This is a genomic window from Franconibacter pulveris, from assembly GCF_056780215.1.
Map to the genome: position 1 here is coordinate 500656 of NZ_CM165555.1, position 14204 is coordinate 514859.

A 14204-nucleotide genomic window follows, 5' to 3' on the forward strand; every position below is an offset into this window, starting at 1 on the left:
GAGCGGCACTAAAGTTTCCTGACCAGGGTGGAAACAAGGCTATTCAGGAGAAATTGTGCCACGAATCCGTATGTTATGCTGCGCCAGCCTGCTGCTGGCGAGCGGAGCCGTTGACGCCGCCAGCGTCCGCCTCCAGGTTGAAGGGTTGAGCGGAGAGCTGCAAAAAAATGTCCGCGCCCAACTGTCTACCATTGAAAGCGATGAAGTGACACCAGACCGGCGTTTTCGCGCACGCGTGGATGACGCCATCCGCGAAGGGTTGAAAGCGCTTGGCTATTACGAACCGAAAATAGACTTTACGCTGCGTCCGCCGCCGGCGAAGGGCGGCAGGCAGGTGCTGATTGCCCGCGTCTCGCCGGGCGAACCGGTGCGCATAGGCGGCACTGATGTGATTTTGCGCGGCGGTGCGCGAAACGACGAAGAGTACCTTTCCTTATTAAAAAAGCGCCCGGCCATCGGCACGGTGCTTAACCATAACGATTACGACAGCTTCAAAAAGGGGCTGACCAGCGTGGCGCTGCGTCGGGGCTACTTCGATAGCGAATACAAAAAAAGCCAGCTCGGCGTGTCGCTTGAGCGCCACCAGGCGTTCTGGGATATCGACTATGACAGCGGTCAACGTTATCGTTTCGGCGAAGTTACCTTCGCTAACTCACAAATTCGCGAAGAATACCTGCAAAATCTCGTGCCTTTTAAAGAGGGCGAGTACTACCACTCCAGCGACGTAGGCGAACTGAGCCGTCGGCTTTCCGCTACCGGCTGGTTCAATTCCGTCGTGGTGGCGCCGGAGTTTGAAAAATCCCGACAGACGAAGGTGCTGCCGCTGCGCGCCGTGGTATCGCCGCGCACCGAGAACACCATTGAAACCGGCGTGGGCTACTCCACCGACGTCGGCCCGCGGGTAAAAGCCACCTGGCGCAAGCCGTGGATAAACTCTTACGGCCACAGCTTTTCGACTACCGCCAGCATCTCCGCGCCGGAACAACAGCTTGATTTCAGCTACAAGGTGCCGCTGCTGAAGAACCCGCTGGAGCAATATTATCTGGTGCAGGGCGGTTTTAAGCGCACCGATCTCAATGATACCGAGGCGGATTCCACGACCCTTGCGCTCTCTCGCTACTGGGATCTCTCCAGCGGCTGGCAGCGCGCCATTAACCTGCGCTGGAGTCTCGACCACTTTACGCAGGCGGACGTTACGAATACCACGATGCTGCTCTACCCCGGGGTGATGATAAGCCGTACCCGCTCGCGCGGCGGCCTGATGCCCACCTGGGGCGATTCGCAGCGCTATTCCATCGACTACTCCGATACGGCCTGGGGATCGGATGTCGATTTCGTGGTGCTGCAGGCGCAAAACGTCTGGATCCGCACCCTCTACGATCGCCATCGCTTTGTCGTGCGCGGCAATCTCGGCTGGATTGAGACCAACGATTTCGACCGCGTGCCGCCAGATTTGCGCTTCTTCGCCGGCGGCGACCGCAGTATTCGCGGGTACAAATATAAATCTATCTCGCCGGAAGATGATGACGGCAAACTGACCGGCGCTTCAAAGCTCGCTACCGGGTCGCTGGAATACCAGTACAACGTGACCGGCAAGTGGTGGGGCGCAGCCTTTGTCGATTCCGGCGAGGCGGTGAACGATATTAAGCAAAGCAACTTCAAGACCGGCGCGGGCGTCGGGGTGCGCTGGCAGTCGCCTGTCGGCCCCATCAAGCTCGATTTCGCCGTGCCGGTTGGCGATAAAGAGGAGCATGGTTTGCAGTTTTACATCGGTCTGGGGCCTGAATTATGAGTCGTTGGAAAAAAATCAGCCTCGCCGTGCTGGTGTTTATCTTGTTGTTGCTGGGTACCGCGGCGTTTCTGGTAGGGACGACCAGCGGCCTGCATCTTTTATTTAACGCCGCAAACCGTTGGGTGCCGGGGCTGGATATTGGCAGCGTAACTGGCGGCTGGCGCGACCTGACGCTTAAAAACGTGCGCTATGAGCAGCCCGGCGTGGACGTCACCGCAGGCGAACTGCATCTGGCGGTGAAGCTCGGCTGCCTGCGCGACAGCAGTCTGTGCGTGAACGATCTTTCGCTCAAAGATATTAACGTGGTGGTCGATACCAAAAAAATGCCGCCTGCCGCGCAGGCGGAGGAGGAAGAGAGCGGACCGCTTAACCTCTCAACACCTTATCCCATAACGCTTTCCCGCGTGGCGCTGAACAACGTCAACGTCAAAATTGATGACACCACCGTTTCCGTAATGGATTTCACTTCCGGGCTGAGCTGGGAAGATCGCAACCTGACGCTGCTGCCCACTTCCCTTCAGGGGCTGCTGGTCGCCTTGCCGAAGGTGGCGAAAGTGGCGCAGGAAGAGGTGGTGGAGCCGAAGATAGATAAGCCGCGCCCGGAAGAGGCGCCGCTTGGCGAAACGCTGCGCGATCTCTTCTCGAAACCGGTGCTGCCGGAGATGACCGACGTGCATCTGCCGCTGAACCTCACCATTCAAGAATTTCGCGGCGAGCAGCTGCGCCTGACGGGCGACACCGACATCACCGTGCGCACTATGCTGCTGAAGGTGAGCAGCGTCGACGGCATGACGAAGCTCGACGCGCTGGATATCGATTCAAACCAGGGCATCGTGAACGCCACCGGCACGGCGGAGCTTCGCAACAGCTGGCCGGTAGACATCACCCTGAACAGCACGCTGAATGTGGACCCGCTTAAGGGCGAAAAGGTGAAGCTGAAGCTTGGCGGCGCGCTGCGCGAACAGCTGGAGCTTGGCGTTAACCTCTCCGGCCCGCTCGATGCGGTGCTGAGCGCTCAGACGCGCCTTGCTGAACCCGGCTTGCCGCTGAACCTCGAGCTGACCAGCGAGCAGCTTTACTGGCCGCTCACCGGCCCGAAGCAGTACCAGGCGGATGACATTAAGCTGAAATTCACTGGCAAGATGACCGACTATGCGCTCTCGTTCCGCACCGCGATACGCGGCGAGCAACTGCCGCCCGCCACCATTACGCTGGACGGCAAAGGCAACGAGCAGCAAATCAATATCGATAAGCTGGACGTGGCGGCGCTGCAGGGGCATACCACCCTGAAAGCGCTGCTCGACTGGCGTCAGGCCATCAGCTGGCGCGGCGAACTGGCGCTGAACGGTATCAATACCGCGAAACAGTATCCGGACTGGCCTTCAAAGCTGGACGGGCTGATGAAACTGCGCGGCAGTTACTACGGCAGCAGCTGGCAGCTCGATGTGCCGGAGCTGAAGCTCGCCGGCAACGTTAAGCAAAATAAAGTGAACGTCAACGGCCAGCTTAAAGGCAACAGCTACATGCAGTGGACCATCCCGGGCCTGCATCTGGAGCTGGGACGCAATAAGGCGGACGTAAAAGGTGAACTGGGCGTGAAGGACCTGGCGCTCGACGCCGTTATCGACGCGCCGGGGCTGGATAATGCATTGCCAGGCCTGGGCGGCACAGCGAAAGGGCTGGTGAAGATACGCGGCAGCGTGGACGCCCCGCAGCTCCAGGCCGACGTTACCGCACGCGGCCTGCGCTGGCAGGAGCTTTCTGTCGCCCTGGCGCGTTTGCAGGGCGATATAAAATCGACCGACCAGATAGCGGGCAACCTTGACCTACGCGTGGAGCGGCTGGTGCAGGGCGATGTTTCTATGCGCCTGATTACACTCGCGGCGAAAGGCAGCGAAAAAGAGCACCAGCTCCAGCTGCGCGCGCAGGGCGAGCCGGTTTCCGGCCAGTTGGATCTGCGCGGCAGCTTCGATCGTAAGACCACGCGCTGGCGCGGCACGCTCGATAACACCCGCTTCGAAACGCCGGTAGGGCCGTGGTCCCTGACCCGCGCCATTGCGCTGGATTACCGTGGCGAAGAGCAGAAAGTCAGCATCGGACCGCATTGCTGGGCGAATCCGAACGCTGAACTTTGCGTACCGCAGACGGTGGATGCGGGCGCAGCCGGGCACGCGGTGGTGAATCTCAATCGCTTCGATCTGGCGATGCTGAAGCCCTTTATGCCGCAAGCGACCCAGGCGAGCGGCATCTTCAGCGGCAACGCGGATGTGAGCTGGGACACCACCAAAGAAGGGTTACCGCAGGGCAAAGTGCAGCTGGCCGGCCGGGGCGTGCGCGTAACGCAGATAGTCAACGACAACGCGCTGCCGGTCGCTTTCGATACGCTCAACCTGAGCGCGGAGCTGCGTAATAACCGCGCGGAGCTCAACTGGCTGATTCGCCTGGTCAACAACGGCCAGTTTGACGGCCAGGTGCAAATCAGCGACCCGCAGGATCGCCGTAATCTGGCGGGCAACGTGAATATCCGCAACTTCTCGCTGGCGATTGCCAACCCGGTTTTCTCGCGTGGAGAAAAAGCGGCGGGGATGCTTAATGCGAACTTACGGCTTGGCGGCAACGCCGAACGCCCGCAGCTCTTCGGCCAGATGCAGCTTAACGGCGTGGATATCGAAGGCAACTTTATGCCGTTCGATATGCAGCCAAGCCAACTGGCGATGAATTTCAATGGCATGAGCTCAACCCTGCAGGGCGTAGTACGCACCCAGCAGGGGGAGATTGCCCTTAACGGCAACGCCGACTGGAGCCAGCTCGATAACTGGCGGGCGCGCATCGCCGCGAAGGGCAGCCGGGTGCGTATTACGGTGCCGCCGATGGTGAGGCTGGACGTGTCGCCGGACGTGGTGCTGGAAGCCACGCCGAACCTTATCACGCTCGACGGCAACGCCGACGTGCCGTGGGCGCGTATCGTCGTGAAGGACTTGCCGGAAAGCGCCGTCGGCGTCTCCAAAGACGAAGTTATGCTCGATGAAAATCTGAAACCAGAAAAAGACCCGAGCGCATCCATCCCGATTAATAGTAATCTGACCGTTCACGTGGGCAACAACGTGCGGATAGACGCTTTTGGGCTAAAAGCGCGGCTTACCGGCGACCTGAAGGTCGGCCAGGATAAGCAAGGGCTGGGGCTTAACGGCCAGATTAACATTCCGGATGGCGAAGGGCGCTTCCATGCTTACGGTCAGGATCTGATCGTGCGTAAAGGAGAAATCCTCTTCGCCGGCCCGCCGGATCAACCTGTGTTCAACATCGAAGCGATTCGTAACCCGGACGCCACTGAGAACGATGTTACCGCAGGCGTTAAAGTCACCGGTACGCCGGACGCGCCTAAGGTAGAGGTCTTCTCCGACCCGGCCATGTCCCAGCAGGAAGCGCTCTCTTATCTGCTTCGCGGACAAGGGCTTGAGAGCAACCAGAGCGACAGCGAAGCGATGACGTCGATGCTGATTGGTCTGGGGGTTGCACAAAGTGGGCAGGTTGTGGGTAAAATCGGCGAGACGTTTGGCGTGAAGAATCTGGCGCTGGATACCGAAGGGGTGGGCGACTCGTCCCAGGTGGTGGTCAGCGGCTATGTACTGCCGGGTCTACAGGTGAAGTATGGCGTGGGTATTTTTGACTCGCTGGCGACGCTCACGCTGCGCTACCGCCTTATGCCTAAGCTATATCTGGAAGCGGTGTCTGGCGTAGATCAGGCACTTGATCTGCTCTATCAGTTTGAGTTTTAGCAATGCGAATATTTGTCTACGGCAGTTTACGACGCAAACAAGGCAACAGCCACTGGATGACCAACGCTCAGTGGCTGGGCGACTATGACATCGACCATTACCAGCTTTACAGCCTCGGCCACTACCCAGGTGCGGTGCCAGGCGAGGGAACGGTAACGGGCGAGGTCTATCGCATAGACGCCTCCACGCTCGCCGAACTGGACGCTCTGCGTACCAGCGGCGGCGAATACAAACGGCAGCTCATCCAGACGCCTTACGGCAGCGCCTGGATGTATGTCTACCAGCGCCCTGTCGAAGGCTTAAGGCGTATCGACAGCGGCAACTGGCTCGACAGAGACGCTAATTAATCCCCTCCCCAAACCACGCTTCGGCGTGGTTTTTCTTTTCTGTTTCGCAATATTCTTCACCCATTTTTATCTTTTCAATTTATCAAAGTGTTAATTCATAACTGTTACGGATATGTTATTTAAAGTCCATGTTTAAACTTTATTAAAGTCCATATTTAGAACGCTTAATTTTATTTCGGCCTTTTTGTGGTGTCTTATATATTAAACGAATTGAACGTAATGTTTTATTTCGTTGGTGAATTAAAGAAAAAGCCGTTTCCCAGTTTTGATTCACGAGCTTTATGGAAGGTCTATTTTTGGATTGGTTTGGCGATTGAGGAAATAGCACTAAAGTCTAAAATTAGCTTCCACTACGCAGCGAGGTTTATAAGATGCGAAATACGCTTTTTATTAGCGGCGTTATTAGTGTTGTATTTATTAGCTGCGTATTTAACCCTAAGGATTTAATAATTTTTTAAAGGATATACGTATGAACTTCAAAAAAGTTGCTCTGGCATCGGTAATGGGTCTGGTTCTGGCGGCGTCTGCACAGGCGGCAGATCAGGGCCACGGTAAAGTGACCTTCACCGGCTCCATTATCGACGCACCGTGCTCCATCAACCCGGACAGCATTGACCAGACCGTGAATCTGGGCCAGGTGTCCAACGTGGCGCTGAAGGCCAGCGGCAACACCGGTACTTCCGTACCGCGTAATTTTGAAATCAAACTGGAAAACTGCGACACCACGACCCTGAAGTCCGTCAAAACCACCTTCACCGGTGCGGAAGGCGCGACTGACGGCTCACTGGGCATCACCGGTACCGCCAAGGGCGCGAGCATCATCCTGACCAACGGCGACGGCGAGCAGATCAAACTGGGCGAAGCTTCTGCGGCCCATCAGCTGCAGAACGGCAACAACACCCTGCTGTTCTCCGCCTACCTGAAGGGCGACGGCGCCTCTGCCACCGTGACCCCGGGTGACTTCACTGCGGTGGCCGACTTCACCCTGGCCTACCAGTAATCGCAGTCCCCCTTAACACATGCCCGCGCGGGCGGGCATGTGTTTTTTTTCAGACACCAGAGACGGAACTCATGAACAGATTCTTACGCGGCGCCACGGCGTTCGCGCTGCTGGCGGCTGCCTGCACGGCGCAGGCCTCCCGGCAGGCGGCCACGCCGGGCAGCGAATTTGACTTGGGGCTTACCGGGCGGGTGAGTATGGAAGGCGTCATTCTGTCGAGCGCCTGCGACATCACCACCGGCGACAGCGACCAGACGGTGGCCATGGGCAGCGAGACGCGCGGCCATATGCGGCGCACCGGACAGGGCGAGCCGCATCCGTTTTCCATCAGCCTGACCGGCTGCGCGCTGGCGCAGGCGGACGACCCGGCGCCCTGGCAGGTGCTGCAGGTGACCTTTGACGGCGAGCGCGAGGACGGGCTGTTCCGCGTCGGCGGCATGGCGTCCGGCGTGGCGCTGGAGCTCACCGACAGCCGCGGCGCGGTGATACGCCCCGGCGAGGCCGTCTCTTACCGCCAGGCGGCGGCGGACGATATCCGCCTGGATTATTACCTGACGCTGAAAACCACCACGCGCGAATTAATGGCCGGCGACTACCGCGCCGTTATCCGCTACCGGGTTGATTATTTCTGACTGTTTTTGTGCCTCTGATGGAGTTAACCGCAGGCGGCGGGGATACGGACATGGCTGACAAATATAAAAAGCAACCTCGCGGTGCGATAAAAATAATCAAACTTTCCGCACTGACCGTCTGCGTGCTGGCGGGGATCCGCGCGCCGGCAATGGCGGCGGACGACATCCAGTTTAATACCGACGTGCTGGATGTGAAGGACAAACAGAATATCGATTTAAGCCAGTTTTCAAAACGCGGCTATATCATGCCGGGCGACTACACCTTCCGCATTAAGGTCAACCAGAACGAACTGGACGAGCGGACGGTCAGCGTTTACCCGGCGGAAACGGACAAAAACCGCTCCGTGGCCTGCCTGGCGCCGGAGGTGGTGAAGAGTTTCGGCCTGAAGGAAAAATACCTGGCGGCGCTGAAGCCTTGGCACCAGGGGCAGTGTCTGGACGTCACCGCGCTCAGCGGCGTGGAGGTGACGCCGGACCTCGGCAACGGCCTGCTTGCGGTGAGCGTGCCGCAGGCCTACCTCGAGTACAGCTCGGACGACTGGGTGCCGCCCGCGATGTGGGACAACGGCATTCCCGGCCTGCTGGCGGACTACAACCTGAACGCCCAGGCGCGCCATAACGAGCGCGGCGGCGATGACAACACCGTCTCGGGCAACGGCACCGTCGGCGCCAACCTCGGGGCGTGGCGCGCCCGCGCCGACTGGCAGGCGAACTACGACGACCGCGCCGGGAGCAGCGGCCAGAAGCAGTGGACCTGGAGCCGCCTGTACCTCTACCGCGCGCTGACCGGGCTGAAGGCGAAGCTGACGCTCGGCGAGGACTACGTGAACTCGGCCCTGTTCGACAGCTTCCGCTTCACCGGGGCGAGCGTGGTGTCGGACGACAACATGCTGCCGCCGAACCTGCGCGGCTACGCGCCGGAGGTCACTGGCGTGGCGAAGACCAACGCGAAGGTCACCGTCTCCCAGCAGGGTCGGGTGATATACGAGACCCAGGTGGCGGCGGGGCCGTTTGCCATCCAGGACCTGAGCACCGCGGTCACCGGCACGCTGGACGTGCGCGTCCAGGAGCAGGACGGCTCGGTCCAGGAATACAAGGTCAACACGGCGAATATCCCGTACCTGACCCGGCCGGGCAGCGTGCGCTACCGGTTCTACGCCGGCAAGCCCACCAGCTACGACCACCATGCCGACGGCGAGACCTTCGGCAGCAGTGAGTTCTCGTGGGGTATCAGCAACGGCTGGTCGCTGTACGGCGGCATGGTCTCGAGCTCGAAGTACATCTCGCTTGCCGCCGGTATCGGCCGCGACCTGATGGCGCTCGGCGCGCTGGCCTTCGACGTGACCCGCTCGGACGCCAAGCTTGAGAACGAGCACCGCCACGGCCAGTCGTACCGGGTGAGCTACTCGAAGACCTTTGACGGGACCGGCAGCCAGGTGACCTTTGCGGGCTACCGCTTCTCGGAGAAGGACTTCATGAGCTTCGCCGACTACCTGAGCTACCGGGCCGACAACGGCGCGTACATGCAGAGCAAGGAGATGTACACCGTCACCTTCAGCCAGCAGTTCGAGAAGCTGGGCGTGAGCGCGTACCTCAACTATTCGCACCAGACCTACTGGGACCGCCCGGCGGAGGACCGCTACAGCCTGTCGCTGTCGCGCTACTTCGATATCGGCAAGTGGAAGAACATCAGCGCCTCGCTGACCGCCTACCGCAACAAGTTTAACGGCGAGAATGACGACGGCATGTACCTGTCGCTCTCGGTGCCGTGGGGGGATGCGGGCACGCTCGGGCTGAACTCGTCGTACAGCGGCGACGCCAGCAGCCATAACCTGAGTTACTACAGCCGGCTGGATAACGGCGACAACTACCGCGTTGCGGCGGGCGGCACGGATGACGGCGGCAGCCTCAGCGGCTACTACGACCACCCGGGCGACCTAGCGGAGGTCACCGGCAACCTGGATTACCAGCACGGGCAGTACAGCGCGGCGGGGCTCTCGCTGCGCGGCGGCCTGACCGCCACGGCGAAGGGGGCGGCGCTGCACCGCTCGAACGTGGCGGGCGGCACCCGCGTGCTGGTGGATACCGGCGACGCGGCGGATATCCCGGTGCACGGCTACAGCAACAACACGTACACCAACCGCTTCGGCAAGGCGGTCATTACTGAGGTCAGCGACTACAGCCAGAACAGCCTGAGCCTGGACATCAACAACCTGCCGGAGAACGCCGAGGCCACGGCCTCGGTGGCCCAGGCGACGCTGACCGAGGGGGCCATCGGCTACCGCCGGTTTAACGTGATTGCCGGGCAGAAGGCGATGGCGGTTATCCGCCTGGCGGACGGCAGCTACCCGCCGTTCGGCGCCAGCGTGCGCAACGTGGAGAAACAGGAGGTCGGCCTCGTCAATGATGAGGGCCAGGCGTACCTCAGCGGCCTGAAGCCGGGCGCCAGACTGAGCGTGAGCTGGAACGGGGCGGCGCAGTGCGCGGTGACCCTGCCGGCGAGCCTCGCAGGAGTGAGCCAGAACGGAAATCTGTTACTGCCGTGCCACTGAGGCACGGCGAGACCCTGATTAACCATGAGTACCCAGATGAAAATGTTAACCACCCCAAAAACCGTTTCCGTTGTGGCCGCCGCGCTGCTGGCCGCCCTCACCGCGCAGCAGGCCTGCGCGGCCATCGCCCTGGACCGCACCCGTGTGGTCTATAACGGCGGCGAGAAGTCGGTGAGCCTGAACATCAGCAACGAGAACAAAAAGCTGCCCTACCTGGCCCAGGCCTGGATGGAGGACGCGCAGGGCAACAAAATCACCAGCCCGCTGACAGTGCTGCCGCCGGTGCAGCGCGTGGAGCCGGGGGCGAAGAGCCAGGTGAAGGTGCAGGCCGCGCCGGCCGTCGCCGCGCTGCCCCAGGACCGGGAGACGCTGTTCTACTTCAACCTGCGGGAAATCCCGCCGCGCAGCGACAAGCCCAACACCCTGCAGATAGCGCTGCAGACCCGCATCAAGCTGTTCTACCGCCCGGCGGCCATTGCGCTGGACAAGACCCAGGCGGCGAAGGGCGACTGGGTGGAAAAAGTCACGCTCACCCGCAACGGCGACAAATATGTGGTGAACAACCCGACGCCGTACTACCTGACCCTGGTGGAGGGCACGGCGGGGGTGAAGGGCAAAGCCGTGCCGTTTGAGCCGGTGATGGTGAGCCCGAAGGGCAGCGCCACCCTTGAGGCGTCCGCCGCCGCGTTCGGCGCCAGCCCGGTGCTGAGCTACGTCAACGACTACGGCGGCCGCCCGCAGCTTCAGTTCAGCTGTGGCGGGGCCACCTGCACCGGTAGGCTGGTGCAGGACAAAAACTAACCGCCGGTGAAAGGAGGCACACGATGAACAGGATGAGATTACTTGCCGGCCTGCTGGCGCTGGCCGCGGCCGGTGCGGCGGCGGATGAACTGCCGCTGGCGGATAACGGGCAGCTTTACGTGTACGGCAGCCTGCTGGAAAACACCTGCCGGCTGACCATGGACTCGGCGTACCAGGAGGTGGACCTGGGCGCCACGTCACGGGCGCAGGTGCGCCTGACGGGCGAGAGCGCCCGGCCGGTGACGGTGACGCTGCAGCTGCGCGACTGCCCGGTGCTCGGCAACTGGAGCAGCAACATCACGCCGCTGACCGAAACGGTGAGCACGCAGCAGCCGCCCTACCGGGCGCGATTTGTGGCGAAGGCGGACGACACGAACCCGGACCTGGTGAAGGTGACGGGCGCGTCGGGTATCGGGCTGCGCCTGCGCGACAGCCGGGGGCAGACGGTGAAGCTCTCGCGTGAGAGCGACACGCTGCTGCTGACGCCGGGCCAGGACCGGGTGACCTTCACCCTGGCGCCGGAGCGCACCGCCGCGCCGTTCACCGCCGGGCCGTACCATGCGCTGATTAACTTCAGCCTGATTTACGAGTAGGGGGCGGGCGATGAAAAAGCGGATGCTGCCCCTGCTGCTGCTGGCCTGTACCACGCAGGCGCCGGCGGCGGCGGATAACGTGCATTTCTCCGGCACGCTGGTGGCGGAGCCCTGCACCCTGCCGGACGCCGATACCGATATCAGTCTGGATTTCGGTACGGTGGTGACGAAATACCTCTACCAGTACCAGCGGACAAAAAGCCAGCCGTTCGCTATCCACCTGCAGGAGTGCGACCCGGCCATCATGAAGACGGTCAGCGTGACTTTCCAGGGCACGGCGGATACCGAACTGCCGGGCCTGCTGGCGACGGATGCGTCCGGTACGGCAAAAGGCGTGGCGGTGGGTATTGAACGCCAGGACGGCACGCTGCTGCCAGTGAATAAAGCCAGCCCGGAGATGCCGCTGGCGAGCGGCAACACCACGCTGAACTTTAACGCCTTCGTGCAGATACAGCCGACCGTACTGGCAAACAAGTCGCTGACCGAAGGCAGCTTCACGGCCATCAGCACGTTTATCCTGAGCTATCAGTAAGGGGATGAAGTTGAAAAGGACGACAGACGGCCTGACCGGAGCCAAAGGGCGGCGGTGGGCCACCCGTGCGGGCAGAAGATGTACACTGCTGGTAGCTGCGTTATTGCTGGTGCCTTGCGGCATCATCCGGGAAGCCGCGGCAAACACCGGCGACCAGTACTCTATGAACATTAACATCACTGGGACGGTCACGGCGAACGGGAGCTGTGAGTTTAACCAGGGCGGGTCGCTGCAGGTGGACTTCGGCCAGGTCCGGCTGAAGGCGACAGGCGCCACTGCCGTCCAGCTGGACGGCAGCTATGAGCAGCCGCTCGCCGCCAGCTTTATCTGTTCAGGCGATAGTGCAGGTTTATTACAGATGAAATTCACCTCGTCTTCCGGCAGCTATGAAACTTATAACGGCACCAAAGTGCTGGGCACAGACAAGGGCATTGTAGGAATTGAGCTGATGGTGAACGGCGCGGCGCAGACCATGGACACATGGTTCAATATCGATCAACAGAATCCGCCCGCCCTGCGGGCGAAGCTGGTGCAGGTGAGTACCGCAAACAGCAAGAACGTGGTCAGCGGCGATATCTTCACCGCCTCCGGCTCGCTGGTGATGGCGTTTAACTGAGGACGTGAAGGATGAGAACAGAACGTATCGCCCTGCTGCTTGCCGCTGCCAGTATGCTTACGGCGGGGCTGCTGCAGACGGCCCGGGCAGCGCAGACCGGCGACAGCATGAGCGTGAACTTCAGGGGAGAATTCATCTTTGCCACCCCCTGCACCGTTAATAACGACCAGGCCATTGACGTGGTGTTCGGCCAGGTGGGGGTGAACAAGGTCAACGGCACCAACTACCGGCAGACCATTCCCTATACCGTGGACTGCCAGGGAGCCAGCGACAGCTCGCCGCTGAGTCTGACGATGAGCGGCACGGCGGCGGGCTACGACGACGCGGCGGTCACCACCAGCGCGGACGGGCTCGGTATCCGGATAGAGGCCAACGGCCAGCCGCTGGCGCTGAACACGCCGCTGGAGACCACGCTGGGGGCGCTGCCGTCGCTGAAGCTCACGGCGGTGCCGGTGCAGGACCCGGTCAAGACCCTGGCGGAAGGGACTTTCAGCGCCACGGCAACACTGACGGCTAATTATCAATAATATAAATTGCCAACAGGCATTTTTTCTCTGTTTTTTGATGTGAGCTTTTATTAGCTCAGCGAGTATGAGAGCGAGTATAATGCTTAAAAACTGTTTTCCATATGTCGGGAAAGTGATAGTTACTTCTACTCTGTTCATTATTTTTTCTGGATGGCAGATGGCGTGCGCGATGGTAAATGGAGTGCACGGTATAAATTATTCATCAGGATCTGTTAACTGTTATGTTAACCCTCCAAGGCTTGATCCAGGTTCCTATTTTAAAGGGAATGCATGTGATATCTCCATCTCTGGATATGTTCCTGTTTCAGGTAAATATAAAGTCAGGCTGTCATTGACTACGTCAAACTTTGAACATGCTGATAGTTCATACGCCTATTTTGACGCCAACCAAAATCTGAGTTCGCAGACGGTTAATGTAACTAGCAGCGATGTTCCAATTAGCCTTGTATCGGAACTTGCGGTCCATGCATGCTATGTCCTTGTTAACGAGGCAGGTAAGGAATGGGCTTTGCCCGTAGGTGATCGCCGAGGTTGTTCTCGTTACCCACCAATACCGCCCAGCCCCCCCGCACCGACGGTAAGCTGTACTATAAATAATAGCGGGGCTTTGTCCGTCAATTTCGGAAGTATTGATCGAACATCATTACCTACCGTTCCGGGTACTGGGACAATTCTGTCTAAACAAATACCCGTTGTATGTAGCAGTTCTTCATCCTCAGCAACCATTAATATGAGTATGAAGGTTAACTATACGGCTATTACCGTGAGTGGAGCGCAAGTAATAAAAACTTCATCAAATGGGGTCGGTGTAAGTGTAATTTATAACAACCAAGTATTAGCATCAGGCAGCGCGAAAAATATGGTATTTAATAAAGGTTCAAATTCAATGGTTCTCGGCTTTGAGGCTGTGAGAAATCCCGTGGTTTCTGTTGGAGATGTCCCTACAGGGAGCTTTTCTGCGAGTGCCGTTATGGTAATGACTATGCAGTGATATTTGCTATCTGGCTAAATGATGTGGATTTGTTTGAGTAAC

General features: G+C 59.7%; 12 protein-coding genes. All 12 read left to right on the plus strand.

Translation table 11 applies throughout. The features are described 5' to 3' along the window. Positions 1 to 55: 55 nt before the first annotated feature. The 12 genes from tamA to ACU4F7_RS02520 all read left to right on the plus strand — a co-directional run bounded on the left by tamA (position 56) and on the right by ACU4F7_RS02520 (position 14162). A complete protein-coding gene (gene tamA / locus ACU4F7_RS02465; RefSeq protein ID WP_481637960.1) occupies positions 56 to 1792 on the plus strand; it encodes an autotransporter assembly complex protein TamA in 1737 nt (578 codons plus the stop codon). Further along, a complete protein-coding gene (gene tamB / locus ACU4F7_RS02470; protein WP_029591389.1) occupies positions 1789 to 5571 on the plus strand; it encodes an autotransporter assembly complex protein TamB in 3783 nt (1260 codons plus the stop codon). The genes tamA and tamB overlap by 4 nt, the downstream gene beginning before the upstream one ends. Positions 5572 to 5573: 2 nt before the next feature. Further along, positions 5574 to 5918, plus strand: coding sequence for a gamma-glutamylcyclotransferase family protein (locus ACU4F7_RS02475; RefSeq protein ID WP_481637961.1), 345 nt, complete (start codon positions 5574 to 5576; stop codon positions 5916 to 5918). A gap of 469 nt (positions 5919 to 6387) precedes the next feature. Beyond that, a complete protein-coding gene (locus tag ACU4F7_RS02480; protein WP_029591387.1) occupies positions 6388 to 6918 on the plus strand; it encodes a fimbrial protein in 531 nt (176 codons plus the stop codon). A 71-nt stretch (positions 6919 to 6989) separates the two neighbouring features. Then, positions 6990 to 7550, plus strand: a complete 561-nt coding sequence (locus tag ACU4F7_RS02485; RefSeq protein WP_152977095.1) for a fimbrial protein — start codon at positions 6990 to 6992, stop codon at positions 7548 to 7550. 50 nt (positions 7551 to 7600) lie between these two features. Next, positions 7601 to 10102, plus strand: coding sequence for an outer membrane usher protein (locus ACU4F7_RS02490; protein ID WP_082452384.1), 2502 nt, complete (start codon positions 7601 to 7603; stop codon positions 10100 to 10102). 42 nt (positions 10103 to 10144) lie between these two features. Next, positions 10145 to 10903: a fimbria/pilus periplasmic chaperone gene (locus ACU4F7_RS02495; protein ID WP_481638683.1), complete on the plus strand. Its 759-nt coding sequence runs from the start codon at positions 10145 to 10147 to the stop codon at positions 10901 to 10903. A gap of 32 nt (positions 10904 to 10935) precedes the next feature. Next, positions 10936 to 11496, plus strand: coding sequence for a fimbrial protein (locus ACU4F7_RS02500; protein WP_481638684.1), 561 nt, complete (start codon positions 10936 to 10938; stop codon positions 11494 to 11496). A gap of 10 nt (positions 11497 to 11506) precedes the next feature. Continuing rightward, a complete protein-coding gene (locus ACU4F7_RS02505; protein WP_235470142.1) occupies positions 11507 to 12028 on the plus strand; it encodes a fimbrial protein in 522 nt (173 codons plus the stop codon). A gap of 10 nt (positions 12029 to 12038) precedes the next feature. Then, the gene (locus ACU4F7_RS02510; protein WP_481637962.1) at positions 12039 to 12644 is read left to right on the plus strand and encodes a fimbrial protein; all 606 of its coding nucleotides are present in this window, start codon (positions 12039 to 12041) and stop codon (positions 12642 to 12644) included. Between the two features lie 11 nt (positions 12645 to 12655). Then, a complete protein-coding gene (locus ACU4F7_RS02515) occupies positions 12656 to 13171 on the plus strand; it encodes a fimbrial protein (protein WP_481637963.1) in 516 nt (171 codons plus the stop codon). Between the two features lie 79 nt (positions 13172 to 13250). Further along, the gene (locus tag ACU4F7_RS02520; RefSeq protein WP_161808632.1) at positions 13251 to 14162 is read left to right on the plus strand and encodes a fimbrial protein; all 912 of its coding nucleotides are present in this window, start codon (positions 13251 to 13253) and stop codon (positions 14160 to 14162) included. Positions 14163 to 14204: the final 42 nt, after the last annotated feature.